The organism is Rhodococcus tibetensis (genome assembly GCF_024438035.1).
Taxonomy (GTDB): Bacteria; Actinomycetota; Actinomycetes; order Mycobacteriales; family Mycobacteriaceae; genus Rhodococcus_F; species Rhodococcus_F tibetensis.
This window is the reverse complement of record NZ_JANFQF010000012.1, coordinates 83,918-108,362: the sequence shown is the minus strand read 5'-3', so window position 1 is coordinate 108,362 and position 24,445 is coordinate 83,918. Positions and strand designations below refer to the sequence as shown.

Below are 24,445 nucleotides of genomic sequence, written 5' to 3'. Positions count from 1 at the left end.
CCGCTGGTGAGCGCCTTGACTACCACCCACGACGAGCAGTGCGGTCGGGGTCTCCACCGGTGGGTCGGCCCGACGTTGTGGAAGGACTGGTGAACACGCGATGAGAAACATCGTCCTGATCGGAGGGCACGATGAAACATTCACGCATTTCGCGGGATTGGGATTCCAGTTTACTGTTCTACAGTTGCCCAGCGCCATCGGCCCGAACCTGCGAACGCTCACCGACCACATCTTTGCGGTGGCCGATTTCGAGCCGGACACCGTCGTGGCCGAAATAGCACGAATAATGCGGTCGAAACAGGTGGACTACATTTTTTCCTTTACCGAGGGGGGCTTGCTTACTGCGGCGATTGCGAGCCACCGGCTCTCTATCCCGGGTCTCGACCTCAGCGCATGCGAACTGTGCATCGACAAGCAATTGATGCGTACCTTTCTCGAAGGCACCGAGTTTGCTGTCGAGAACGCGGCATGTCGTACGGCGGCCGATGTCGAAACATTCCTCGCCCGTCACCCCCGGGGGCTGGTCCTCAAGGATCCGGCTGGGTCGGGCAGCGAAAGCGTGTTCATCGTCCGCGACGAACTGGAACTCTCCGCCGCGCTCACCGAGTTGCGCAAGGATGGCTTCCTCATGCTCGCCGAAGAGTACCTACCCGGACGCGAAGTCAGTGTCGAGACTCTGACCGTCGACGGCAAGCATCGAGTTCTCGCTGTGACGAACAAAAAGCTGCACAGAAAATCGCTCGCCGAAGAACAGCACATTATTTCGCCGGACGTCGTCGACGCCACGACATTCGATGTTATCAGCGCCTACTGTGAAAGACTGCTCAACCAAATCAGCTATCAGCACGGGCCGTGTCATATCGAGGTGAAAATCACGGACGACGGGCTCAGCCTTATCGAGATCAACAACCGGGTCGGTGGTGACTACATCGGACTCCTCGTCGAACTCACTACCGGTGTCAGTCAGCTCAGAGAAACGCTACGTTGCTGGAGCGAAATGGACCGGTCCACGAGCGTCGGACCGAACCGGGCGCGGTATACGTACGCTGCATCGCACCAATTCTATGAACCCACGGACTTCGAGCACCTTCGGAGCGCTCTGCGGGATGTCGACATAATCAGGCTTCATATCGAGCCGACACCGTTGCGACTCGACAGGCCACGTACAAACGACGACAAGATCGGCTGGGTTGTTCTCGCCTGCAATGAGAGCGAGCCATTCAAGCGAGCCATCGACTATCTCGACGTCACCTGTTCCTGATACCCAACGCGATCATGAAGATCGCGTCCACTCATCCAGAAGGAAGAAATCGGATGCACATTATTGCCAGAAGCGCACTCGAGACGATCAACGAGGTGGTGGTCGACGGCCACGTCCACGACCTGGGCGTCGTCAAGATCTTCGCCCGAAACCCTGAGCTGGCGCAGTTCATTCCCGCGTCCAGCAATGTGGCGATCAGCTGGGTCAGATTGGAATGCGGGCAGGTGCTGTCTGTGCACAAGCACCCCGAACCGAGCCTGATCCTGGTGTGCGAAGGATCCGGACGAACATCAGGAAGCACGGAGCAGGACGTCAGGGCGGGAGACATGATCCTGGTACCCGGCGACTCATGGCACGGCTTCGAGGGAACTCACGACGGGTTCTGGGCGCTGTCGATCCAGTTCAACGGAAAGGCCCTCTACGAAGATACCGACAAGCCGAACGCCATGTTCGCACCCGCGGTATCCCCACAGGCCGTCGCTCTCCTGGAGGCCAACTCGAAGTACTTGGAAGAATTCGAGAACAGCAGCCTGCTGCGGTTGATCGACGACCCTTCGATGACCGACCCTGACGTTCGCCAGAGGCTGCTCGACTGCCAACAAACCTGGTCGGATGCGTTCCAAGACCTCCTGCACCTGCGTGTGGCGATGACGACCGATCCGCAACACAAGCATGTCGCACTCGATCATCTGGTCGAAGAACTGGGACACAACAACAACCTTCGAGAACAACGGGAATCCCGGCATTCGCCGGTCGACGATGCGACGTTCGTATCGACAATGGATTGGTTCAGGCATCAGATGCTCTACAGGAGCGACATGGTGCGAACTTTGCTGATGCATGTAGTGCTGGAAGGTAGTGGCGAAATCTGGCACCGAGAAGCGGCGCGCGCGTTTCCCGACATTCCACACTTCCAAGAGCACGGTGAAGACGACGGCCACCACGTGAGCATGGGAATCGACCTGCTCGATCGAGCAACGCCGACCGAGACCCGAGAATTACGGGAAGCGCTCGATGAGGGGTGGAAGATGATCACACAATTGTGTGACCGAATTGCTTCCATCGCCCTGGCCGACACCGTCGTCCCCACCTTGTCCGAATGCTGACCGCCCTTAAGCGAATCGTCTGGTTCGAGGTTCCTCGATCCGAATCCCCGTTCGGCAAGCAAGTCAACGTGTTCCAACTTTCCAGGTGGCAGCGCTGGTGCGATGCGGCCCGACACGACGATCGAAATGCCCACCGACCCGAGCGCCTTCATAGATCTGTGTTCAAAGCGCTCCGTCGCGATGTTCTGCTCGCGTTCCTCGCCATCGCGATCAACGCTGGTTGCGCCTTCGGCGCAGCCCTCACACTGAAATCGCTCATCCAGCACCTCGTCGCAGACGGCACACCCCCGTTGGTGAACGTGGCACTGGGCGTCACCTGCATGGTGCTGACTTACTCGGCGTGGCTGGCCCTCAATCACACCTTCCTGCTAGCCGAGCTGGTAGGGATCGGAGCCCGGACATACGTCGAGCAAAGACTGCTACGAAAGAAATGCGGTGGTGACGGTGACGGTGCCAGCCGACCGTCCGGCCTTGTCGCACTGTTGGACCGTGAAGCAGCACGCGTCGAAGCTGCCTGGTCCGGCCTGGTATTCATGGTTCTGGCGCTCGCGACGATAGCTTTCACCTCCGCGTTCTTCTTCGTGGCGTTGGGGTTGAGTGCTTTGTCAACGCTGTCGGTCCTCTTCATCAGTTCTCTGGCGATCTTCTGGATCGCCAAAAGATTGAACATCGCCCACGCTGACCTGTCGGCAACTTCGGCAGAACGCATCGAAGTCGGCTTGTTCGCGGTAAACAACCGACTGCTTGCATGGCTGAAGAACTGGAACGACGATCTGATCCGGCGCTATGCCGACAAGCGGGACGGCGAACAGCGCTCGCTCGAGAAAGCAGCGCGCCTTGTGGCGGGGATCAATCTCATATCTACTCTGACGCCAATCGTGGGAATAGTCGCCGCGGCGTTCACCCAGCTAGCACTTCTCGGTCATGTGGATCCGGTGGGGCTGTTGTCGGCAATGGCGTTGATCGGCGGCCTGAGATCTGTCGCCAACAATGTTCCCGAAATTGTCCAGAGCATTTCTTACGGTGTGGTCGGGCACGCCAATGTTGCGAGGTATCTGTCCGGCGCCGGCTCGTCGGAGACCGATGCGCGCGCAATCTCGTTGCCGACAACCACGGCGAAGCACATCGCTGTCGTCGGCGCAGCGGGTAGTGGCAAGACATCCATTTTGAAGATGTGCGCGCGGCTGAACAGCCGCATCGACAGCACCACGTTGTACGTGCCGGATGAACCGTGGATTTTCCCTGGCGGACTCTACGAGAATCTGTGTCTCTATCGAAGTGACTTCTCGGACGACGAGGCCGGGCAAGCTCTGGCGCAGTCCAGGCTGCCCGAAACCTTCTATACCGAGTACGTCGAGAGCAAATCGAGACGCCGGACCGAGGGCTGGGACGTCTCCCGCGGGCAGGGAAAGCGGTTGGAACTGGCGCGGGCGATACTGGCCGAGCCGACCTGCGTTGTCATAGATCAGCCCACATCAGGACTGGACGGCGACCTGGCGAGAGGATTGCTGTGCTCGCTCCTCCGGGGGCCCTGGCGCGACACGACAGTTGTCTATGCAACAGACAAGCCTGACGAAAGAGACTCTGCACAAGAGATCTGGGTGGTGGCTGACGGGGCAGTCGTCGAAGTCATACGAAACCTGACAACGCGTTCGGACTTCCTTCCGGACACTGCAAGGCGGGGTACTCCCGAAGAGCGATTGCTCCCTCTCCAACTTCCCCACGGCACGGACGTGGACAAACCCCGGACGCAGCCTGGTCGTAGTCTGATCAGCTTCGGGATAGCGAAGGTCGCACTCGTTGCATGTGTCCTGTTTGCATGCCGAGAAGTGTTGACAATTGTCGGTGACTATCTTGCTGCAAGTGGCCTTTCATCCGCGAATGCTCGGAAGTCGTCCATTATTCTGGTTAGCGTGCTGTCGGCCGGGGCGCTCTTGTCGATTTCCGGCGCCTTGCTGACGGTGCAGCACAGTATCAGGGCAGCTTCGCGACAGTGCGTGAATTATTTGTCGACCATTATGAGTCCGACGCTCGATGGCTCGACATTTGTACGGGTCAATCGAGACAGTCAGAGCAAACTCACCTGGGATCAACGACGTGTTGACGAGGTTTTGCCTGTAATACTGCTGCATACGTTGGGTGCGGCGACGCTTCTGATCACAACCGCCGGATTTGTGTTGACCAAGAACATCTTGGTTCTGCTTCCCTTTGCTGGGATGTGCTTGGTCTACTGGCGTAGTTCGAGGCGTTCAGGCAACCGGCTGAACTGCTTCAACGAGCGCGAGATCGGTACGACTTCGATATTGTTTGCGCGGGTAGAGGCTGCGACGCGGAGTTCGGGCAGATTCGAGTTGGCAAGCGAAAACCCGGTTCTGATGAGTTGGCTGAACAGGAGCCTGAAGGAGCGCGCCCTGGCCTCGATGAACAATGTGGCGGCGCGGCGCTGGTTCACCTACAAGCTCGATTTGATGGGTGTGTGCTTTTTGTCGGTCATCGTAGGTTCAACGGTATGGGTTCACGCCCGCGGCGGCGTTGGCCTGGTCAATGTGCTCGCGCTGAGTCTCTCGTACAGCCTGATTGCACTGTTCGCGCGTGTGGGGAGCTGTCTCGTCGAACTCAGGCAGGTGCTCGACAGCGCGGATCGCCTGCTCACACCTCCTGTGGCGGTTCTACCGGACCGTCCTTCCCTTACGGTTGAAGACAAGGCACTTGTGTCGTTTACGGATGTCACCTTCGTTGACAGGCACAGCGGGGTGATGCTGCTCGAGGACCTGACGGAGTCGTTCTATCACCGCGACATCGTGGTGATCACGGGCGCCAGTGGGGTGGGGAAGTCGACGTTCGCGAAGCTTGTTGTCGGCGGTGTGCAGCCGACGGCAGGCGTCGTATCCACATTGGGCCGCACGAGCGGATACGTGTCGGATTCGCACGACCAAGACGTGCTCTTGCTGACGTCGAGCCCGACATTCAAACCTGGAAAACTGTCCGAACACTTCAACAGCCCGCAACCTCTGGAGCTGGCACGTGCGGCTGAATACCTCGAGGTGGCAGATGTCGTCGAGCGATTGCCTTTCGGGTTCGACGAGATAGTCCCCTCAACCGGTCTGTTGAATCTGAGCAAGACAGAGCTACAACGGCTGGCACTGCTGGACGTGATGATCAATCCACCAGCGGTCGCAATCCTCGACGAAGCCACGTCCGAGTTGAGCGCCGAAGCGGAGCTTTGGCTATTGGGGGCCCTGACCTCCGCATTGCCGGACACCCTCTTCTTCATCATCACGCACAATCCCGAGTTGGCGACGCTCGCCAATCGACTTTTCCATTTCAACGGTGAAAGACGTCTCCTCGAGATTCCCGGCCAGCAGCGTGCAACAGGCGTCGATCGGAATTGGGATGGAAAGGAGGAAGTCGATGGAATGGCAACCCCAGCGCGATGCGTTCTGTAAAAGCCACGATGTTTCGCAGCCACAACTTCCACTGATGGACATCGCTCACTGGGATGCCGTGCTCCAGCGCAGAGAGGTCAGGAATGAGTCCCTGCATCGAGAGCTCGCGTACGTCGCACCGGGATACTTCTATATGCCCGTGTCCGACGAGCCCGACGAGCGGAGACTGGCGGCGTTGTTGGATCTGGCTTCCACCGCCGACTGGTTGCTGGTGCCATCTCTGCTCAGGTCTCAGCGCGATCGCGGCGTCCACGTTATTGCGGTTCCGTTCATGCAGGCAGCATATTTCCGGTCGTCCGGACGAGTGGATTTCACATTGCGAGCGACCGTAGGGGACCGGCAATACAAGGCGATTACAAAGCTCACCTCGAAGGCCGAGGCTGCGTGTGACACCGAGATACACCGACTCTCAGAGTTGGCAGACGACCATCGAGCCCTGCACGATTTCGCCGTTCTCCAAGCCCTGAACGTGGCGAAGTATGGGCACTCCAGGAATCTCTATACCCACAATATTCTGCGCTCGTTGGCGCGTTCGCCGGAAGGAACGAAGTATTATCTGAAGCTGGATTACGAGAAGTCGACCAATGCCCCCGTAAACGCGTCGCTGAGCTACGCGGACGACGAACGCGGCGTGTTTACAATGCTTGTTCAGGGACTCGACCGTGACCGAATTCCGCGTGGTCTGAATCTGTATATCACCGACTACTATCAGTTGTACCAATTCGCCGATCGGCTGGGTTTCGAGGACATTTGTCTGGGGCGCGGCGCCATCGAGAGCAAGGTCCGGGTGGGCGCAAATCACGTTGTCGACCTGGACAACTGGCTGATTCCGGTCAACACGCGCCAGAGGCAGGCGATGCACGAATACGCGGGGATGGGATAGGGCGACGATATGATCAGCGATATTGCCTGGGCGGACGGCAGCTTCGTCCGATGTGACGAGATGAGTCTGTCCCCCGCCACTCATTCGTTGTCGTATGGGACCTCGGTGTTCGAGGGAATCCGTAGCTACGGCGGAAACATCTTCAAATGTGAAGACCACGTGGAAAGGTTGCGACGGTCCGCCGACGTGTTCGGGCATACGGTGCCATATTCGAATGCAGACCTGACCAATTTGTGCTACGAGCTACTGAAAGTGAACAAGCTGGCCGACGCATACATAAAGTTCCTGGTTTTCTACGACGATTCAGATGTCAGCTTCAAGGCGCAAGGCTGCTCCAGCAAGGTAGTCGCCATTGCCCTACCCTTTCCCTCGAAATCTGCATCAGAGCCTTATCGGCTTGCTACGGCAACATGGAGGCGCGCGCCTGCGTCGTGTCACCCGTATCAGGCGAAAACATCGTCGACTTACGCCTTGAGCTATTTGAGCTACCATCAAAAGGCCGTCGGCTATGACGACGTAATCTTCCTTTCGACAACCGACACCGTGTGTGAGTCGAGTGGTTCGAACGTGTTTTTCATCAAAGGGGACGACTTGTTCACGCCCACCACGGACTTGGCCCTCGCCGGGATTACCAGAAGGGTGATCATCGACGATCTGTGTCCGCGACTGAACGTGTCGGTCACCGAGCGTGACATTTCATACACCGAGCTCGAATCATTCGATGGCGCATTTTTGTGTGGCACTGCGATGGAAATCACGAGAATCTCTCAGATCGACGAGATCCGGTACAAGACAAGCGCCTTGGTGGGCGCGCTCGCAACCGAGTATCACAACCTGACGAACAGGAGATCGGCGCCGTGAACGCCAGAGCCCTTGACTCGCGGTCCCCGTCTTCACCGGACCAGCGACGTCATGTCCGCCCGGTACTGTCTCGGGGTCTTGCCGAACCATCGGCGACAGGAGCGGTTGAGGGTGCTTTGCTCGGTGTAGCCGAGCAGGCCCACGATCTGGCTGAGGTGTAAGGCTGGTTCGGCGAGGTACTTTGCTGCTTGGTCCCGCCGTTCCCGCTCGATGAGATCCTGGCATCGCACCCCCTCGGAGGCCAGGCGCCGTTGCAGGGTTCGGGGGTGCATCGACAGCTGGTCGGCGATGGTCTCCGCGTTGCAGAGCCCGGTAGCCAGAAGGCGCCGGATCAACTCGGTGACACGTTCGGACAGTGTCACGGTGTTCGGCAGGTAGTGCGACTCGAGGTATTTGGTGGCGATGCGTCTGGCTTCCGGGTCCGCGCTCTCGATTCGTCGATCGGCCAGCTCCGGGGATAGTCCGAACCCGCACCATGTTTGACCGAAGAGCACGGGGCAACCCAGCGTTTCGGTGTACGCCGCGTCCGAGCCCAGTTGGTGGTGCTGGAAATAGATCGCGCGGGGGCGTGCCGTCGGTCCTCCCAAAAGGTGAATCATGCGCACACCATTGGCCAGGCTCAGCTCGTACCCCTGGGGCACATCGCCGAGGTGGGGTTCGGCGATGTGGAAGGTGAACCGCAGATCGGACTCCGCCGTGGGCTGTGTCACGCTCAGTCTCAGGGCCGGCGAATGGACATACAGGTAGCGCCCGATCGCCTCCAACCCTCCTCGAAGGGTCTGAGAGTTGCGCGCGATCACTGCGATCGGTCCGAGCACGTCCAGCCCCTGCCAGCGGGAGAGTCGAAGTCCGAAGTCGTCGCACCCGAGGTCGGCGGCGGAGGCCTCGAGCAGGCGGGCGAACGGCCCGAACGAGATGAAGGCGTCCTCCTGATACTCGACCCCGGGCGGGATGTGAAAGCGCGACAGGAAGGGCGCGGGGTCGGCACCGAGCTCCCTGATCAGGTCGCTGTACCCCCACAAATTCGTGGCGCGGATCAAGCTGCCCATCGAACCAACTTTCGCCTGTCGGCAAATGCTAAAACCGTGTCCGGAAATGTCAAGACGTGTGACGTGGCTCACGACCATTCTTGATGCTACGACGTTCTGCGGGTGCAGGACGCAGGAGCCCGAGGAAGTCATGAACACCACTCATTTCGATGTCCTGATCATCGGTGCCGGTCTGTCCGGCATCGGCACGGCCTGCCAGGTGAGCGCCGAGTTCCCGAACAAGACCATCGCCGTGCTGGAGCGCCGGGAGCGATTGGGCGGCACGTGGGATCTGTTTCGGTATCCGGGTATTCGTTCGGATTCCGACATGTACTCCTTCGGCTACAAGTTCCGTCCGTGGAACGACTCGAAGGTGCTTGCCGATGGTGCGTCGATCCGCGAGTACATCGCCGACACGGCGCGTGAGTACGGCATCGACCGGAAGGTCCATTACGGCGTGAAAATCGTCGCGGCAGAGTGGTCGACGACCGCGGGGCGCTGGACGGTGACTGCCCTGCACGAGGCCAGCGGTGAGACTCGGACCTACACCTGTGGCTTCCTGGTCAGCTGTACCGGCTACTACGACTACGACGCCGGCCACCTTCCCGACTTTCCGGGCCTGGACAAATTCGAGGGGCGGTGTGTCCATCCGCAGCATTGGCCGGAAGATCTCGATTACACCGGCAAGAAGGTCGTGGTGATCGGCAGCGGCGCCACCGCCGTCACCGTGGTCCCGTCGATGGCGGGGGACGCCGAGCACGTGACCATGCTGCAACGCTCGCCGTCGTACATCTTCTCCGTGCCGGCTCTCGACAAGATTTCCCAGGTCCTGGGTCGATTCCTGCCCGACAAGTGGGTGTACTCGTCCGGCCGCAAGCGCAACATCGCCGTCCAGCGCGGGCTCTACCGGGCGTGCCGGCGCTGGCCGCGGCAGATGCGCCGATTTCTGCTTTGGCAGGTGCGGCGCCGCGTCGGCCCCGGTTTCGACATGAGTCACTTCACCCCGAGCTACATGCCGTGGGACGAGCGGTTGTGCGCCGTACCGGACGGCAATCTCTTCAAGGTACTGGCGTCCGGTGAGGCGTCGATCGTCACCGACCACATCGACACCTTCACCGAAACCGGCATCGCGCTCGAGTCCGGACGGGAACTGGAGGCGGACATCATCGTCACCGCCACCGGCCTGAACATTCAGATGCTCGGCGGAATGACGTTGTCGGTGGACGGCGAAGCGCGGGAGCTGCACGAGCAGATGACCTACAAGGGTGTGCTCGTCGAGGGGATTCCGAACCTGGCGTGGGTGTTCGGGTACACCAATGCGTCATGGACTCTCAAGTCCGACATTGCGGGCGCCTACCTGTGCCGGTTGCTGCGGCACATGGACGAGGGCGGCCACACCGTCGCAACTCCCCGCGACGTCGAGAATTCCGCGTTGGACGTCGGCATGCTCGACGAGCTGCAGTCCGGATACGTGCAGCGCGCCAAGGCCGTCATGCCCCGCCAGGGGTCGCGTGAACCGTGGAAGGTCCTCATGAACTACGAAAAGGACACCAAGATGCTTCTTGACGACCCCATCTGCGACGGCCTGCTGCGCTTTGAGGCGTCGGCATGAGTACGCCGGTCCTCCCACGCTCGTCCGAAAAGGTCGTCATGAACATCAGGCGAAGCATCATCAGGGCAGGCCTGCGCAGCTCGCGGCCCCTGTTCGCGTCCCGTCGCGTGTCCGTCGGGGTGAAGCGCCGCATGGTCGAGATGGTTACCGGGGCCGCACGTCCGCCGCGGGGTACCCGGTTCGAGCGCGTCACGATCGCGGGCGTGCCGGTCGAGCGAGTGCTGCCACCGCACCCCCGAATTCGCGGAACGTTGATCTACCTCCACGGCGGCGGATACGCGCTCGGCAGCGCGAAAGGATACCGAGGCCTCGTCGCACATCTCGCCGCAGCCGCGGGAATGGCAGCGGTGATCCCGGATTACTCACGCTCCCCGGCAGCGCGATATCCGATCGCACTCGAGGAGGTAGTCGCGGTCTACTCCCAGCTGATCGACGATGGGCTCGATCCGGAAACCACTGTCATCGCCGGTGACTCCGCGGGTGGTGGACTGACGCTTGCAATGGCAATGACACTGCGCGATCACGGAATCGCCGCCCCCGCAGCGCTCGGGTTGATTTCTCCCTGGGCAGACCTGGCGATTGACGTCGACGAACTGCGGCCGGCCCTGCGCGATCCTCTGATCCTTCCGTCCATGACGGCCGAATGGGCTCGGCGCTATGCCGGAAACCACGATCCGAGAACACCGGGAATCTCACCGGTCCACGGAGACCTGACCGGATTGCCGCCCATCGTCATCCACACCGCTGGCGACGATCCCATCTCTGTCGACGCGGACAGGATCGAAGCGGCCCTCGTGGCTGTCGCGGGCAGCGTCGACCACCGCCGCTTCGACACGCTCTGGCACGACTTCCATCTCCAGGTCAGCATCCTCGCCGAGGCCCGTGAAGCGGTCGCTGACCTCGGCGCAGCGCTGGGCCGTCACATCGTGACGACCGAACTCCTCCTGGCCCACCCGGACAATACAAAGGTCGCATCCACATGAGCACGTTCGAAGACAAGGTCGCCGTCATCACCGGAGCAGGATCGGGCATCGGCCGCGCCCTCGCCCTCGATCTCGCGAGGCGAGGCGCAAAGCTGGCCCTCTCCGACGTCGACTCCGTGGGTCTTGCCGACACCGTCCGTCAGGCCAGAGCGCTCGGCGCGGACGTGAAATCCGACCGACTCGATGTCGCCGAACGGGAGACCGTGCTGGCCTACGCCGATGATGGTGTCCCGCATTTCGGCACCGTTCACCAGCTCTACAACACGCTCGACAAACCGACTGGCGTGCTCGATGTGCTCTCACTCGGCGGGCTGGCCGACGAACGCACTCGCGACTTCGTCGTCGGCGGCACTTTCCGCGACAACCTGGAACTGCCGCCGTTGCCGAGGCGGCTTCGCCGCCCGTGAGCGGTTGACGAGCCTCTGCACTCGTTGACCACTCACGGGGCACGGAGCGCCCTGCCTATCGCGGCGGCGAACGCGGTGGGGTCATGTATCAGCCAACCGTGGCCGCCCGTCACCGTGAGAACCGGTGGATTGCGGAGCGCCGTCCGCAGCGACTCGAAGCTGGCAGCCGGGATCGTGCGGTCTCCGCGGCCCCACAGCAACGTGACTGGCAGACCTCGGTCCGCGAGAGTGCTGAGCTCGTCACGCAAATCCGCGCGGCGAGCGAGATGTGCCGTCCGCCACACCGCACCTGGATCGCGCAATGTATTGGGTATGAAGCCGTTGACGAGCGATGCCGCGGTGTGGACGATCGACCAGATCGACAGCGCCTCGCCCAGGGCCGAAGCGCCCCAATCCCACAGTGGTCTCTCACCTATGTGCTGGATCGCCCGACCGTCGGCGGCAGACCATGCTCCGCCGCCGACGGAGTTGACCAGAACCACTCGTGCTATCCGCTCCGGTAGGTCGTGGGCGGCCTGAATCGCGACACCACCGCCGAAGGAATGACCGACCAGGGTCACCGGCTCGCTGATTCCCGCCGAGTCGAGAAACCGTCCGAGCCAGGCGGCGTAGCCCGCGAAACTACGCGCCTCCGGCGGATGATCGGGAGTCCCCCCGAATCCGGGAAGGGTGGGTGTGACGACACGATGTCCCTGCCGGACGAGAGTCGAGAGGCTGCGGCCGTACACCCGCGGGGTCAGTCCCCATCCATGGAGGAAGACGAGGGGCGGACCCTGCCCCACAACGGTGAGGGTCGAGGCCGTCGGATCTGCGAGTCGCTCGAGGATCTCGGGTTCTGAGTTCTGGATCAGTGACACGGTCCACAGCGTGTCCGACACACGTGCCGGCGGTAACGGCCGATCTACCGGGAGACATACGTATTTCGATCTTTCGTGGCGACCGGTTTGTTCGTTATCGCCCCGTTACGTACCCGTTTTCATGAAAGTAGGTATGCATATGGGCCATTCGGCCGTTGTCCGCTGAGTCCGTGACCGCGATGTTATAAAACGTCTCGTTCGACCGGCACGAAAGCCGTCGGACACCGAGTGAATGAAGGACTCAGCTCAATGGCCAAGCATAGATTGCGTCGGGGCAATCGTCTGCAGATTTCGACCGGTGGCGTTCTGGTTGCCACCGCGGTGGGGTTGGGAGCATTCATGCTCCCCGCTGCCCCCGCTGCAGCGGAGCCGATCACCATCCCAGGTATTGGGACGTTCGAAGTACCGGGTCTACCGCCTCTGCCACCTGCGCCGCAGGCGCCGGCACCGAACCCCGCGCCACCGTCGAACCTGCTCCCTGCCTTGCCGCCGGCTCCCGCCCTGCCGTCCACCCGTGGAGCGCAGGCATTGGCGGCCGCCGAGTCGAAGATCGGCTCACCGTACGTGTGGGGCGCCACCGGACCGAACTCGTTCGATTGCTCGGGGCTGATGCAGTGGGCGTACAAGCAGGCGGGCGTCTCGATCCCGCGCACCACCTACGACCAGGTGAACGGCGGCACACCCGTCGCCAAGGGAAACCTGCAGCCGGGCGATCTGGTGCTCTTCTACGGGGCGTCCCACGTCGGGATGTTCGCCGGAAACGGCATGGTGGTTCATGCCCCCAGCGCAGGCCAGCCGGTGAAGCAGGCGCCGCTCGATTCGATGCCGTTCCACTCGGCGCGGCGATACTAGGCGGCTCCTCCGCCTGTGAGTGGTTAGCGAGTCTCCGCACTCGCTAACCACTCACAGGGCGCTAGCGCCCTATGAGGTCGGCGGCACGTTCACCGATGAGCACCGCGGGTGCGTGGGTGTGCCCCCGGATGATCGTGGGCATGATCGACGCATCGGCGACGCGCAGTCGTTCGACTCCCCGCACCCGCAGATCCGGAGTGACCACGCTGGCGGAGTCTTTGCCCATCCGGCAGGTCCCCACGGGGTGGTAGAGCGTGTGGGCATTCTCGGCGAGGGCACGGTCCAGTATCTCCGGGAGAGGAGTATCCGGTGTGACCGCCGGACGAATCAGGTTGCCCAGCTTCGCCTTCAGTGCGGGAGCTGAGGCGAGGGAATCGCACAGGCGAAGCCCTTCGAGCATCGCCCTTCGGTCCACGCCCTCGGCATCACTGAGGTAGCGGGGATCGATGATCGGTTTTGCCGCGGGGTCCGCCGACCGCAGGGAGATATGGCCGCGACTCTCGGGCTTCACCAGGATAGTGCCGATGACGGCCGCGTGGCCGGTGGCGGGGATGAGTCCCTCATCGAAGAACGGTGCGGGGCCGTAGATCATCTCGAGATCGGGGAGCGGCAGGTCGTCCCGGCTCCGCACGAAGCCGTAAGCCTCCGCGACATTGGACGTGAGCATGCCGCGTCGGCGCGTGAGGTAGTTGATCAGTTCGGGAATCTTCTCCGCCGCGAACAGCGAATCCGCATCCACGCTGTACCCGAGGAACGACACGAGGTGGTCGGCCAGGTTCTTCCCGACCTCGGGAAGGTGATGTTGCACGGTGATGCCGTGCTCGCGCAACTGCTGTTCGTCACCGACACCGGACAGCATCAGGAGTTGTGGCGTGTTGATTGCCCCACCGGCGAGGATCACCTCTTTCGCAGCCCGGACGGTGTGGCGTGCACCACCCTGCTCGTATTCGACGCCGACCGCCGCGGATCCGTCGAACAGAACGCGGGTGGCCAGCGCCTCGGTCACCACGGTGAGGTTCTTCCGTTTCATCGCGGGCCGGAGGTAGGCGTCGGCGGTGCTCCACCGGGCACCCCGCTTCTGCGTGACCATCGTCTGCGAGAAACCCTCGGGCCGAGCGGTGTTCGCTCGCTCCACGGGGTACCCGGTTTCACGAGCGGCGTCGAGGAAGGCTCCCGTCGATGCGCGCGGGCTCCGTTGATGGCACACGCTGATCGGGCCTTCGATGCCGCAGTCGGCCTCGGAGGCGCCTTCCACTCTTTCGATGCGCCGGAAGTACTTGACCACCTCCCGGAACGACCACGACTCGTCGGCGAGTTCCGCCCACTCGTCGTAGTCGGCGGCGAAACCACGCACCCACATCATCGCGTTCATCGACGAGGACCCACCGAGCATTTTGCCGCGGGGCCAATAGATTTCGCGGCCCCCGAGGGTGTCCTGTGGTTCCGTGAGGTAGTCCCAATCCACCTCGCTGCGGAACAACTTGGAGAAGGCGGCGGGGATGTGTGCAAACTTGTTCTTGTCCTCGGGGCCGGCCTCGAGAACCACCACTGCGTTCCGCGAATCGGCACTGAGGCGTTCGGCCAGCGCGGCGCCCGCCGAACCCGCCCCCACCACGACGTAGTCCGCCACCGACGGTGTCTGTTTCATTCGTTCCTCTCCAGTTGACGACAGCGGTGAGTCAGCCACGCAGCGCGGACGCGAAGATGGCAGGGAGCCGGGTCCACGACGGCGCACCGGCGAAGGCGGTCAGCAGACGCCCCGTGGTGGCGGCGGTGCGGTTGTTCACGAACCACGGCGGCTTGGGGGAGATGGACAGCTCCCGCTTCATCACCGACCGCGGTGACGGACGGAACGGCCCGCGCACCACTGTGCGTTCGGGTCGGTCGATCAGCAGCGCGTTGTGGACCACGCCGATGCCGCTCTGGACGTCGTTCACCGTGTGGCCGGGGAACGCGCCCCAGGTGGCGGTCGCGGTCAGGTATCCCACGCCGGTCCAGGCGTTGATGGCGATGGTTCCGTACCGCAGACTTTCCACGAAGGAGTCGAATGCCGAACCCATCGAGCGGATGGTCTGCGGTGTCGCGACGATGTTCACCCCGAGCGTGCCGATGAAGTCGTCGTTCACGAACTGTGCGGCGCGGGTCGCGAATTCGCTTCCCTGGTACGGAAGGTCGATCACGCCGAGCACGGGGGCGAAGTACTCCGTCTGCAGCAACGGCTCGTATTCGCCGGGATCGAGGTTCGTCACCAGCACGCGCCCGCCGTTGTTGCCCAGGCGTTCCGCCTTGGGGAACGACGCTGTGGCCCCGGCGACACGGTCGTCACTGCCCGGGTAGTACGCCGAGCGGTCGGGTGCTCGGTCGAGGGCGTCGCGCAAGGCGGCGAGGAATTCGTCGCGTTGCTTCCATTCCGACGAAATCACGACCGCCTGTGCTGCGACACAGTTGTAGCCGCCGTTGTGCAGTCGTTGGGTGGCAATGTGCTCGGCCTGGAACTTGATGTCGGCACGGCTCCATTCACCGGGCAGCACGATGGTGGGCGACACGCCACCGAGTTCGCTCGAGATCTCCTTTCCGAGGATCGGCTCGTTCGCGGCCTTACGCCTCGCGCCTTCCTCGCCGGTGCCGAAGACGATCGCATCGTGGGTGAGCGCGCTACCCGTCATATGGACGTGATCGACCTGCTGGTGGTGCACAAGATAGGTTCCGACGTCCGCGCCTCCGGTGAGCAGCCGGACGGCGCCCACGGAGATCAGTGGCTCGAGCACACGCGTGAGGACCGGCAGCAACGGGTCGGTAATGGGATTGAGCTTGAGGGCGACGACGCGGTTGTGGGCGATCAATTCGTAGAGCGTGTCCAGCGGGGCGATGGAGGTGATGTTGCCGGCGCCGAGCACGACACCGATGCCCTGGGTGTGCGACGGGTCTCGCTGGGCCAACCCGGCGTCACGCTGTGCCGCTGCACGATCGATTCCCGGCTGCAACCACACCTCGGCGCTGAATCCACTGAGGAGCAGCTTGTCGAAAATGGTGAGGGGAAGGACCTTGACGGTGGTGCGGTTCCCTGGGGCCGTCCCGAAGGTGGCGTCGTCCAGCGGGCTGCCGCCCCCGTCGAGTTCGGCCAGGCTGGCGGACAGCGCCGCGGTGGCGGTCGCGACGGAGTACGGGCCGGACATCCATTCCTCGCCGACCAGCGGCGACTTCGGGTCGAGGCCTTTGATCGAGACGGCGGCGTCCACCCAGTCGGCTGCGTGCTGCACGGTGAGGTCGTGGACTTTGTCGAGAAGCTTCCGTCGGTCGGACAGGGAAAGGTCAGCCCAGGTCTTCTCGCCTTCGGCCAGGTCGGCGAGGGCTGCGTCGACGGCCGCGTGCTCGGGCGCGTCGGAGGGGTGGGGAGTGGCCTCGGGGTCTGAAGTGCTCACTGTGGACATCTCCGCTCGGGTCGACTACATGGAGAATCTCGCCACGGACACTGAAGCAGCTGTGGCGTAGGACTGTGATTCTCGTCGCATCTCGGGCTGCTGCGCCATAGGCAGCGGCTGGCAATGTCCGCTTTGCCCCTATGCGGTCGCACAAAGAGGGTGTGGCGGAGATGACGGCCGGTCGTTAGTCTTGCCGAATGGTTGCCAGTCCGGACATCGCGCCGTCGCCCACCGATCTCCTGGGCGAGATGCTCGAATCGGTGAACGGGTTGTCCCAGGCGCTCACCGAAAGAATCCTGTCGGCCGAGCACGGCTACATCGAGGCGACGTTGCTCACCCCGGAGCAGCTGTACGGGGCCTGCCTGGACAACTTGACCGCGATGCTCGGCAACCTCGCCGGCATCGCGCCGATCCGCTTGGAGGCGGCCCGGGCGGCCGGCCGGCTGAAGGCAGAACAGGGTGTGCCGCTCGCGGCGTTACTGCACGCATTCCGGCTGGGCGGCCGGTTGATCTGGGACGAGCTGATGGACCGCTCGGACGGGCGGGCCACCAACGCGCTCCTCGACATGGCAGCGCAGGTGTGGGCGTTGGTGGACGTGTACTCGGACAGTGCTGCGGAGGCCTACCGGGAAACCGCTGACATGCGTGCGCGGGAAGACGCCGAGTCGCGCGGCCGGCTCGTGAGAACACTGTTCGGTGAGCACTCGGTGAACCCGGCCGGAGCTGCCGACGCCCTGCGCACGTTCCGCATCCCCGAGCTCAGCACCTTCGTGGTCGTGTCGATCGACTCGGCGGCGTCACCGTCCTCGGTGGACAGGATGGAGACCGAACTGCGCGCCGTGGGCGTCGAGTCCGTGTGGGACACGGAGGTCGACGGCAGAATCGGGTTGTTGTGGGCGTCCGCCACCGGCTTCGTCGAGGCAGCACTCGCGCTTCTCGGCCGCACCGATGCCCGGGTCGGCGTCAGCTCCACCTTCTCCCGGCCGGGGGGAACCAGTTCTGCCGTCGAGCAGGCCCGCATCGCCCGCCGGTGCGCAGGACACGGCGGTCGCACGGTCACGCGATACGAGTCCGTGCCCGTCTCGCTACTGCTGGTCAGCGTGCCGGAAGCGGGCAAGCTCGTGGCGGGTCAGATTCTCGGGCCAGTGCTGGCATTACCGCCGGAGGAAAAGCAGAGTCTCCTCACGACGCTCGACGCGTGGTTCGCCTGCCACGGCTCCACCACCTCGGCTGCCGAGCAACTGCACTACCACCGCAACACCGTGCTGTACCGGTTGCGCAGAATTCACACCCTCACCGGGCGTGACTTCACGGACCCCATCGACGCCGCCGAACTCTACGTCGGCTTACGGGCGCATCAACTGCTCGGTTCCTGAAAATCCAGTTCCTGAACTCTCCGTAAGCCCGACAATAAATGCCAGTCGGTTGTCGTCAGCCCGGGGATGTCAGGGCAGTTGGGGCAGTGCAATGGGATTCGTCATCGGATTTGCGCCATGGATCGTCCACCGGTTTCTCGTGGGCAACACCGGGTTCGGCGCTGCAGTCGCCGGCGGCTTCACGGCCACCGCACTTCGGGCGCGGCGCGAGCGAGGACACGAGGAACTCCGCGGCATCTGGCAGACGCGGGCACAACGCGTTGCAGCACCGAGCGTCCTCGGTTTCCTGTCCCGCACCACCACGAGTGCCTGATGCCCGCCGAAGAGGAAACCGGTGCACCCTCGGACCGCGTCGTCGGATCGATCGTCGACATGGCTGGCGTCTCGCGGGCCAAAGTGCTTCCGCTCTCCCGGTTGTCGGCCTTCGCCGAATCGGGGGCAGGGGCGTCACCGAGCTGGAATGTGTTCTGCGTCGACGACCATCTCGCGTTCACACCCTCCTTCTCCGTCACCGGCGATCTTCGGCTCCGCATCGACCGCGACGATGTGCGGAACCTCGGCAACGGCACGTACTGGGCGCCGGCGAACCTCGTCGAGCAGGACGGAACACCATCGGCGGCGTGCACCCGCGGAACGCTGGACCGCGTGACGCGGCAATTGGCGGCAGCCGGAACGGACGCGCTCGTCGGTTCCGAGATCGAGTTCACCGTGTTCGACGCGGTGCACCAAGAGAACTGGGCTGCCTACGGTCTGACCGTCGTCCTCGCGCAGGAGACATTTCTCAGGGACATCCTCGCCGCGGCGTCGACCGCGGACCTTGCCGTCGAACAGGTTCACGCCGAGTACGGGCCGAACCAGTTCGAGGTGTCCCTCGCGCCCGCCGACCCCGTGAAGGCAGCGGATGAAGCGGTATTGGCACGCGCAATCGTCAGCCGTGTTGCCCGCACGCACGGATTGCGAGCGTCGTTCTCACCGATGCCCGTTCTGGGCGGTTCCGGTAATGGGGCGCATCTACATGTTTCGTTCTCCCGAGGCGGAGTCCCGATCCTGTCGGGCGGCGACGGGCAGTGCGGTCTCACGTCGTCTGGTGCCGCGGCCGTCGCCGGAATCCTCGGGGCGCTGCCCGACTTCATGCCCGTGCTCGCCGGGTCGGCGCTGTCGCATCTGCGCCTGCATCCCGGCCGGTGGTCCGGCGTGTTCCGCTGCTGGGGATTGGAGAACCGGGAGGCGGCGGTCCGGCTCTGCGCCAACACTTCCGGGAATCCGCACGGTGCCAACATCGAGGTCAAGCCCATCGATCCCTCCGCGAACCCGTACCTTAGCAGCGCTGCCGTGCTCGGTGCGGCGTACGCCGGAATGAGAGACGCACTCCCGTTGGGTGCCGAGGTACGCGGCAACCCGGCCTTCCTGTCGGATGCCGAACGGCACGAACTCGACGTCACGGTTCTCCCGGTAGAGCCGGCGGCCATGCTCGACCGGTTGCGGTCGTCGCGGCTCGCCAACGAGGTGTTCGGCCCGCTGATCCTCGAAGCCCTGCTCGCGGTCAAAGGTTACGAGTACACCGAGTACCGCGACAAGCCGGTCGACGACGTGGTCCAACGCTTCCGTTACGCCTGGACGTCGTAGCTCCTGCAGTCGCTGCTGAAGGCCAGCCCTATCCTAGGGCAGCAGCCCCTGTGCTCGACGGGGGTTCGCGGGAGTGATCGGACGGTATGAAGTGGGCAGTAGAAACGACGTCGTCTATGCAGACGACCTCGCAGTAGGGGACACGTTCGAGCTGGGCTCGTACACGGTGACCGAGCAGGAACTGGTGGACTTCGCCGACCAGTGGGATCCGCAGTCGTTCCACATCGATCGCGACTCTGCGAGGAATGGCTACTTCGGCGGGTTGATCGCTAGTGGTGTGCACACGATCGCCATCTGCCAGCGGTTGACCGTGACCAGTCTCTACAACGACTGGAGCGTGATCGCCGGTAAATGCTTCCGGAACGTCAACTTCCTCCGCCCGGTCCGACCGGGGGAGGTGCTCACCGGAACCATGCTGATCGACAATGTCGTGCTCGACGATCGCGGGCGCGGCTTGGTGACTGCCGCCGCCGAAATCGTCAACGGGGACGGCAAGCCGATGCTCACGATGATCACGGAGATGTTCATGCGCAGCAGGCCCTGACAGGAATTCCGAGAAATTTTCGCCGTAGAGGATTGTTTGTCGATTCTTTGGGTATCGCCCATGGGCAGAGTCACCTACCTATGGAGGCGTCATGAAGGTCGGCATCAGATTGGCCGCGGTCGCGGCGTGTGCGGTTGCGCTCGGTGGGGGAACTACCGGTGTGGCGTCGGGCAATGCACTGGACTCGGCTGTGGTTCCGGTGCGGGCGCCGGATGTGGTGCAGCCGTTGCCTCCTGGAGTACCTCAGTACGGCCCGGCCGGTTGCGACGACTGGGCAGAACCCTACGAGAACAACGTCCCGGCTTGGGGAGCCGACCCGTACAACCAATACGACAACTGGTGTGACGGCCCCGACGACGGCATCCCGCAACCCGCTACCTACAGCGGTGACGAGGGCGGCGGCGACTCCCCGAACGAACCGTAGCCCGAGCCCGACACCTCCGGCGCGCCCCGGCAGCTTCCCTGCCGGGGTCGCGGCGTCATGCGCCGGACGGGGGTTGGTGGATGCCGAACGCGGATCCCTGGTCGTCGTGGCACAGCTTGAATCGGCCGAACCGTGCCTCCGACTCGGGCTCTTCTCCGAGGTCTACCGCATCGACGGTCCCTCCGAGGGCCAGAACTTTCTGCACCGCGGCGTCGAGGTCTGTAACCCGGAAGAACACATACGGGCCCGCGCCGGGGTCGCCGCCGTGGATTCCGCCCGGAACATTGGGCGTGTCGATCGCGTATCCGGACCCGCCTGGACCGGGTTCGAACTGCCAGCCGAACAGGGCCGAATAGAACTTTCGGCCCTGTTCGGCGTCGGTCACACCCAATTCGAAGAACGACATTTCACCCGACATTGAGCACTCCTGCCGTCGACATTGTGGAGGTGACGCTACGCCGGGCACCCGACTTCCGGAACAGTCTCGGCAGTCGACTTCGTGGCAGCATCGTGAACTGTCACCGGGTGGCATTTCGGCGCCCCTAGGGTGGGTGGTGTGCGCGGCGAGGCGACCGCATTCTTGACGAAACCGATTCCCACGATCCCGATCACGGTCGGCATCGCGGAATGCATGTCCCAGTCGGGTTTCGAAAATGGAGGAACAGATGTCGCCGTATTGTCGCGTCGTTTCAGCGCCGGAGTGCTCGGAAATGCTGGAAGACCGTCTCGAGGGGAGCCGGCTGGACAAGGACGGTTACGTCGTCGTCCGCGATGTGCCCGATCGGGTCGGCGCCACGGAAGTGGTTCGCTCCCTTGGGGAGTTGGTACCGCAGTACAACGGTCATCTCACGCACGAAGTGACCTACCGTCCGGGAAACGATCACCGGGCGTACTCGCAGAGCGCGAACACGATTCTGGCGCACACCGAGGCGCCCGGATGGGATCCGAGCCCCGCCTATCTCGCGTTGTTCTGTCACCGCCAGGCACGTTGCGGGGGAGGCCACACCGACCTCCTCGACGTACGACGATTGGTCGACGCCCTGGAACCGGCCGAGCTCGCGCTGATGACCGACGCAGAACTGACCTTTCCGGGCCCGGATGGAGGCGTGCGCACCACCATGCTGAGCTCGGACCTCAGCGGGCGCACTGTTCTGCGTTTCAGCTACAACCTGCTCACCGCGGCCGACTACGACCCGCACCGTGACGCCGACATCGACGACTCCGTGCTGCCGCTCGGCCAGGCCGGTCGCCGGCTGGCCCACCGCGTCAGCGACCTGTTCCACACGCTGCGCACGCGTGTCCTTATTCCGGAGAACGCGCTGCTCGTCTGGGACAACCAGCGCATGTTGCACGCGCGGTCGGAGTACGCCGACCGCACCCGTCACCTCACTCGCTTCTGGGCCGGCGACCGGAGCCGTGCATGACCATCGACGACCTCCAACTGCAGCGCTCGGATGCCGATGGGCTGGTGCACTTTCCGGGACTGCCGGCTTTCGACCCGGCCGACGAGACCGAGAACGCCATTATCCGTCGTCTCGCGGGAAACTGGCACCGGCGCTCGACGGTGAAGCGCGACGAGCCCGACCTCGACGAGCTGTTCGTCGCCGGGCGCGCGGACTATCCCGAGAAACTCGTGCCGTTCCACGCCCACCCCACCTGGCAGGCCATGCCCGAAGGGTTGCGCTCGCGGCTGCTGAGCTGGGCGTGGATCGCCTACAATCGGCATACGGTGCTCGCCGAGCAACGCGTCGCCAACCCGGCGTTCGCGCTGGTGATGGACGGCGAGTTCCCCGGACTCGGCGGTCCGGATCTGGAGATCGCGCTCGCCCAGGCCATGGTCGACGAGCAGTACCACTCCCTGATGCACATCAATGCGAGCGCGCTGACGAGGCGCAAACGGGGGCATCTGTTCCCCGACGGCGCCCTGCCCGAATCGCATACGTCGAAGATGCACAGTCGGTTGCGGGACCAGGCGGCGCAGCGGTGGCAGCGCAGCCTCACCACCTTGGCCTTTGCCACCGTGTCCGAAATCTCGATCAACGCGTACCTGGATCTCCTCGCAGGCGATCGGGACATTCAGGTGGTTAATTCCACTACCGCACAACTGCACAACCGGGACGAGTACTGCCATGCGTCGATCTCCGACGAGATGGCGAAGCTCGTATACGACGTGCTGGACCCCGTAAAGCGACGCTTCTTCCTCGACATGCTCGTAGCCGGGTTGGAGGCATTCGTGGCCACCGACTACTCCACCTGGGCGGCGATCTTCCGGATCGAGCAGGTCACCGGGTGGGAACAGATGGTTGCCGACGTCCGCGCCGAGAGTTCCGGGGCGCGGCTCGTGCGCGACTACAGCGGCCTCTACTCGCTGATGTCGGACATGGGTGTCCTCGGCGTAGTCGACTTCGACTGGGGTCTGGCGGTGACGAACACATGACGCTCGCCCTCGACACCCGGACGGCCCTCAACCCGCGATCGATCAGCGGCGACCGGTTACGCAAGCTCGTCGTCGATCGCACCGGCAACCCCGTTCTCGGACACGAGGCCCACGTGGTGTCCCAGGTGCTGCCGTTCAAGGTCAGCAGCTACGTGGTGGACCAACTGATCGACTGGAACCGTGCACCCGAGGACCCCATCTACCGCCTGACCTTTCCGCACCGCGACATGCTCGAACCCCAGCACTTTTCGCTGATCGAGCAGGCTGTCGCGCAGGGTGATCGGGCCGGAGTCCGGCGGGCGGCCGAGACGGTCCGCGGCGCCCTCAACCCGCACCCCGGCGACCAGATGAGCATGAACGTTCCTCAGCACGACGACATCGACGGCTCGGGAATGCAGCACAAGTATGCCGAGACACTCCTGGTGTTTCCCCGCCAGGGACAAACCTGCCACAGCTACTGCGGCTACTGCTTCCGCTGGGCCCAGTTCGTGGACCAGCCCGACCTCAAGATGGCCGTGTCCGGGCCGGAGGCAATGACCCGGTACCTCGATCTGCACCCGATGATCACCGACGTGCTGTTGACCGGCGGCGACCCGCTGGTCATGCGGACCGATCTGCTGGCCTCTTACCTCGAGCCCCTCCTCGAACCCGGACGCGAACACGTCGACACGGTGCGGATCGGCACGAAGGCGGTGTCGTTCTGGCCCTACCGCCTGCTGGCAGGACCCGAAGCGGACAGCCTGCTGCGGTTGCTCGAACGGCTGTCGGCGGCCGGTAAGCACGTCGCGGTGATGCTGCACCTGTCCCACGTCGCGGAGCTGCAGACCGATGCGGCCGTGGCGGCGCTCGCTCGGCTGGCGAGCACAGGAGCGGTGCTCCGGGCTCAGGCCCCTGTGGTGCGCCACGTCAACGACGACCCGCGCGTGTGGGCTGACCTCTGGCAGGCGCAGGTGCGCAACAGTGTCGTGCCGTATTACATGTTCGTCGAACGGGACACGGGTGCCCGGCCGTACTTCGGTTTACCCCTGGCAAGGGCGTACGACATCTATCGCGAAGCGCTGCAGCGAGTCTCCGGTCTCGGCCGGACCGCTCGCGGACCGGTGATGTCGGCGTCACCCGGAAAGGTTGTCATCGACGGCGTCGTCGATCTGGACAGCGGGCGTGCGTTCGCGCTGCGTTACCTGCAGGCACGTCAACCGGACATGGTCGGCAGGCCGTTCTTCGCAGCGTACGACGAACATGCGCAGTGGTGGGACGATCTTCGTCCGTACGGCCCGCGCGATCGCGCATTCTTCGGTCTCGGGGGAAACTCGTGAGGGT

The 24,445-nt window shown here is 63.4% G+C and carries 21 protein-coding genes and 1 pseudogene; 17 read left to right on the top strand and 5 right to left on the bottom strand.

What is annotated here, in order from left to right; all coding sequences use genetic code 11:
* The first annotated feature begins 100 nt into the window (after positions 1 to 100).
* From NOF53_RS16000 to NOF53_RS15980, 5 genes are read left to right on the top strand one after another with little or no spacing between them, the layout of a single operon-like run.
* Entirely contained in the window at positions 101 to 1,261 is a 1,161-nt protein-coding gene (locus NOF53_RS16000; protein WP_255970428.1) for an ATP-grasp domain-containing protein, read from the top strand.
* 53 nt (positions 1,262 to 1,314) lie between these two features.
* The gene (locus tag NOF53_RS15995; protein ID WP_255970425.1) at positions 1,315 to 2,367 is read left to right on the top strand and encodes a cupin domain-containing protein; all 1,053 of its coding nucleotides are present in this window, start codon (positions 1,315 to 1,317) and stop codon (positions 2,365 to 2,367) included.
* Positions 2,361 to 5,813, top strand: coding sequence for an ATP-binding cassette domain-containing protein (locus NOF53_RS15990; RefSeq protein ID WP_255970422.1), 3,453 nt, complete (start codon positions 2,361 to 2,363; stop codon positions 5,811 to 5,813). Before NOF53_RS15995 ends, NOF53_RS15990 begins: the two co-directional genes overlap by 7 nt.
* Positions 5,779 to 6,696 (top strand): hypothetical protein, encoded by a 918-nt coding sequence (locus tag NOF53_RS15985; protein WP_255970419.1) that lies wholly within the window; start codon positions 5,779 to 5,781, stop codon positions 6,694 to 6,696. Before NOF53_RS15990 ends, NOF53_RS15985 begins: the two co-directional genes overlap by 35 nt.
* Before the next feature lie 9 nt (positions 6,697 to 6,705).
* Complete coding sequence (locus NOF53_RS15980; protein WP_255970416.1) at positions 6,706 to 7,557, top strand: aminotransferase class IV; 852 nt, start codon at positions 6,706 to 6,708, stop codon at positions 7,555 to 7,557.
* A gap of 32 nt (positions 7,558 to 7,589) precedes the next feature.
* On the opposite strand, the gene NOF53_RS15975 is transcribed toward NOF53_RS15980, so the two are convergent.
* Positions 7,590 to 8,606 (bottom strand): AraC family transcriptional regulator, encoded by a 1,017-nt coding sequence (locus NOF53_RS15975; protein WP_255970414.1) that lies wholly within the window; start codon positions 8,604 to 8,606, stop codon positions 7,590 to 7,592.
* A gap of 130 nt (positions 8,607 to 8,736) precedes the next feature.
* On the opposite strand from NOF53_RS15975, the gene NOF53_RS15970 reads away from it, so the two are divergent.
* From NOF53_RS15970 to NOF53_RS15960, 3 genes and pseudogenes are all read left to right on the top strand, one after another.
* Positions 8,737 to 10,197 (top strand): flavin-containing monooxygenase, encoded by a 1,461-nt coding sequence (locus NOF53_RS15970; RefSeq protein ID WP_255970412.1) that lies wholly within the window; start codon positions 8,737 to 8,739, stop codon positions 10,195 to 10,197.
* Between the two features lie 38 nt (positions 10,198 to 10,235).
* Positions 10,236 to 11,180 (top strand): alpha/beta hydrolase fold domain-containing protein, encoded by a 945-nt coding sequence (locus NOF53_RS15965; RefSeq protein ID WP_308213830.1) that lies wholly within the window; start codon positions 10,236 to 10,238, stop codon positions 11,178 to 11,180.
* Positions 11,177 to 11,443: pseudogene (locus NOF53_RS15960) on the top strand (SDR family NAD(P)-dependent oxidoreductase); the annotation flags it as partial. The gene NOF53_RS15965 and the pseudogene NOF53_RS15960, both read left to right, overlap by 4 nt.
* A gap of 176 nt (positions 11,444 to 11,619) precedes the next feature.
* Here the strand turns inward: NOF53_RS15960 and NOF53_RS15955 are convergent.
* Positions 11,620 to 12,444, bottom strand: coding sequence for an alpha/beta fold hydrolase (locus tag NOF53_RS15955; RefSeq protein WP_255970406.1), 825 nt, complete (start codon positions 12,442 to 12,444; stop codon positions 11,620 to 11,622).
* 249 nt (positions 12,445 to 12,693) lie between these two features.
* On the opposite strand from NOF53_RS15955, the gene NOF53_RS15950 reads away from it, so the two are divergent.
* Positions 12,694 to 13,296 (top strand): C40 family peptidase, encoded by a 603-nt coding sequence (locus NOF53_RS15950; RefSeq protein ID WP_255970403.1) that lies wholly within the window; start codon positions 12,694 to 12,696, stop codon positions 13,294 to 13,296.
* A gap of 61 nt (positions 13,297 to 13,357) precedes the next feature.
* Here the strand turns inward: NOF53_RS15950 and NOF53_RS15945 are convergent, their stop codons facing one another.
* On the bottom strand, positions 13,358 to 14,944 hold the full coding sequence (locus NOF53_RS15945; protein WP_255970400.1) for a GMC family oxidoreductase: 1,587 nt from the start codon (positions 14,942 to 14,944) through the stop codon (positions 13,358 to 13,360).
* Positions 14,945 to 14,975: 31 nt separating this feature from the next.
* The gene (locus NOF53_RS15940; protein WP_305086946.1) at positions 14,976 to 16,727 is read right to left on the bottom strand and encodes an aldehyde dehydrogenase family protein; all 1,752 of its coding nucleotides are present in this window, start codon (positions 16,725 to 16,727) and stop codon (positions 14,976 to 14,978) included.
* A 188-nt stretch (positions 16,728 to 16,915) separates the two neighbouring features.
* Here NOF53_RS15940 and NOF53_RS15935 point away from each other — a divergent pair, with 188 nt between their 5' ends.
* From NOF53_RS15935 to NOF53_RS15915, 5 genes are all read left to right on the top strand, one after another.
* Positions 16,916 to 18,094 (top strand): PucR family transcriptional regulator, encoded by a 1,179-nt coding sequence (locus NOF53_RS15935; protein ID WP_255970394.1) that lies wholly within the window; start codon positions 16,916 to 16,918, stop codon positions 18,092 to 18,094.
* A 91-nt stretch (positions 18,095 to 18,185) separates the two neighbouring features.
* Positions 18,186 to 18,407 carry a hypothetical protein gene (locus NOF53_RS15930; RefSeq protein WP_255970391.1) on the top strand — a complete coding sequence of 74 codons (222 nt, stop codon included), beginning with the start codon at positions 18,186 to 18,188 and terminating at the stop codon, positions 18,405 to 18,407.
* Positions 18,407 to 19,720, top strand: coding sequence for a type I glutamate--ammonia ligase (locus tag NOF53_RS15925; RefSeq protein WP_255970389.1), 1,314 nt, complete (start codon positions 18,407 to 18,409; stop codon positions 19,718 to 19,720). Before NOF53_RS15930 ends, NOF53_RS15925 begins: the two co-directional genes overlap by 1 nt.
* 73 nt (positions 19,721 to 19,793) lie before the next feature.
* Positions 19,794 to 20,264, top strand: coding sequence for a MaoC/PaaZ C-terminal domain-containing protein (locus NOF53_RS15920; protein WP_255970386.1), 471 nt, complete (start codon positions 19,794 to 19,796; stop codon positions 20,262 to 20,264).
* 91 nt (positions 20,265 to 20,355) lie between these two features.
* Positions 20,356 to 20,688: a hypothetical protein gene (locus NOF53_RS15915; RefSeq protein WP_255970383.1), complete on the top strand. Its 333-nt coding sequence runs from the start codon at positions 20,356 to 20,358 to the stop codon at positions 20,686 to 20,688.
* A gap of 55 nt (positions 20,689 to 20,743) precedes the next feature.
* Here NOF53_RS15915 and NOF53_RS15910 read toward each other — a convergent pair whose 3' ends face one another.
* The gene (locus tag NOF53_RS15910) at positions 20,744 to 21,106 is read right to left on the bottom strand and encodes a VOC family protein (protein ID WP_255970380.1); all 363 of its coding nucleotides are present in this window, start codon (positions 21,104 to 21,106) and stop codon (positions 20,744 to 20,746) included.
* Between the two features lie 292 nt (positions 21,107 to 21,398).
* On the opposite strand from NOF53_RS15910, the gene NOF53_RS15905 reads away from it, so the two are divergent.
* The 3 genes from NOF53_RS15905 to NOF53_RS15895 are packed head-to-tail and all read left to right on the top strand — an operon-like array spanning position 21,399 to position 24,441.
* Entirely contained in the window at positions 21,399 to 22,112 is a 714-nt protein-coding gene (locus tag NOF53_RS15905) for a TauD/TfdA family dioxygenase (protein ID WP_255970377.1), read from the top strand.
* On the top strand, positions 22,109 to 23,125 hold the full coding sequence (locus tag NOF53_RS15900; protein WP_255970374.1) for an AurF N-oxygenase family protein: 1,017 nt from the start codon (positions 22,109 to 22,111) through the stop codon (positions 23,123 to 23,125). The genes NOF53_RS15905 and NOF53_RS15900 overlap by 4 nt, the downstream gene beginning before the upstream one ends.
* A complete protein-coding gene (locus tag NOF53_RS15895) occupies positions 23,122 to 24,441 on the top strand; it encodes a KamA family radical SAM protein (RefSeq protein WP_255970371.1) in 1,320 nt (439 codons plus the stop codon). Before NOF53_RS15900 ends, NOF53_RS15895 begins: the two co-directional genes overlap by 4 nt.
* Positions 24,442 to 24,445 lie beyond the last annotated feature (4 nt).

Bases quoted from the DNA above. Each gene is read 5' to 3' on its own strand.
- NOF53_RS16000 (WP_255970428.1), top strand. From the start codon at position 101: ATGAGAAACATCGTCCTGATCGGAGGGCACGATGAAACATTCACGCAT.
- NOF53_RS15995 (WP_255970425.1), top strand. From the start codon at position 1,315: ATGCACATTATTGCCAGAAGCGCACTCGAGACGATCAACGAGGTGGTG.
- NOF53_RS15990 (WP_255970422.1), top strand. From the start codon at position 2,361: ATGCTGACCGCCCTTAAGCGAATCGTCTGGTTCGAGGTTCCTCGATCC.
- NOF53_RS15985 (WP_255970419.1), top strand. From the start codon at position 5,779: ATGGAATGGCAACCCCAGCGCGATGCGTTCTGTAAAAGCCACGATGTT.
- NOF53_RS15980 (WP_255970416.1), top strand. From the start codon at position 6,706: ATGATCAGCGATATTGCCTGGGCGGACGGCAGCTTCGTCCGATGTGAC.
- NOF53_RS15975 (WP_255970414.1), bottom strand. From the start codon at position 8,606: ATGGGCAGCTTGATCCGCGCCACGAATTTGTGGGGGTACAGCGACCTG.
- NOF53_RS15970 (WP_255970412.1), top strand. From the start codon at position 8,737: ATGAACACCACTCATTTCGATGTCCTGATCATCGGTGCCGGTCTGTCC.
- NOF53_RS15965 (WP_308213830.1), top strand. From the start codon at position 10,236: ATGAACATCAGGCGAAGCATCATCAGGGCAGGCCTGCGCAGCTCGCGG.
- NOF53_RS15950 (WP_255970403.1), top strand. From the start codon at position 12,694: ATGGCCAAGCATAGATTGCGTCGGGGCAATCGTCTGCAGATTTCGACC.
- NOF53_RS15945 (WP_255970400.1), bottom strand. From the start codon at position 14,944: ATGAAACAGACACCGTCGGTGGCGGACTACGTCGTGGTGGGGGCGGGT.
- NOF53_RS15940 (WP_305086946.1), bottom strand. From the start codon at position 16,727: ATGTCCACAGTGAGCACTTCAGACCCCGAGGCCACTCCCCACCCCTCC.
- NOF53_RS15935 (WP_255970394.1), top strand. From the start codon at position 16,916: ATGGTTGCCAGTCCGGACATCGCGCCGTCGCCCACCGATCTCCTGGGC.
- NOF53_RS15930 (WP_255970391.1), top strand. From the start codon at position 18,186: ATGGGATTCGTCATCGGATTTGCGCCATGGATCGTCCACCGGTTTCTC.
- NOF53_RS15925 (WP_255970389.1), top strand. From the start codon at position 18,407: ATGCCCGCCGAAGAGGAAACCGGTGCACCCTCGGACCGCGTCGTCGGA.
- NOF53_RS15915 (WP_255970383.1), top strand. From the start codon at position 20,356: ATGAAGGTCGGCATCAGATTGGCCGCGGTCGCGGCGTGTGCGGTTGCG.
- NOF53_RS15910 (WP_255970380.1), bottom strand. From the start codon at position 21,106: ATGTCGGGTGAAATGTCGTTCTTCGAATTGGGTGTGACCGACGCCGAA.
- NOF53_RS15905 (WP_255970377.1), top strand. From the start codon at position 21,399: ATGCTGGAAGACCGTCTCGAGGGGAGCCGGCTGGACAAGGACGGTTAC.
- NOF53_RS15900 (WP_255970374.1), top strand. From the start codon at position 22,109: ATGACCATCGACGACCTCCAACTGCAGCGCTCGGATGCCGATGGGCTG.
- NOF53_RS15895 (WP_255970371.1), top strand. From the start codon at position 23,122: ATGACGCTCGCCCTCGACACCCGGACGGCCCTCAACCCGCGATCGATC.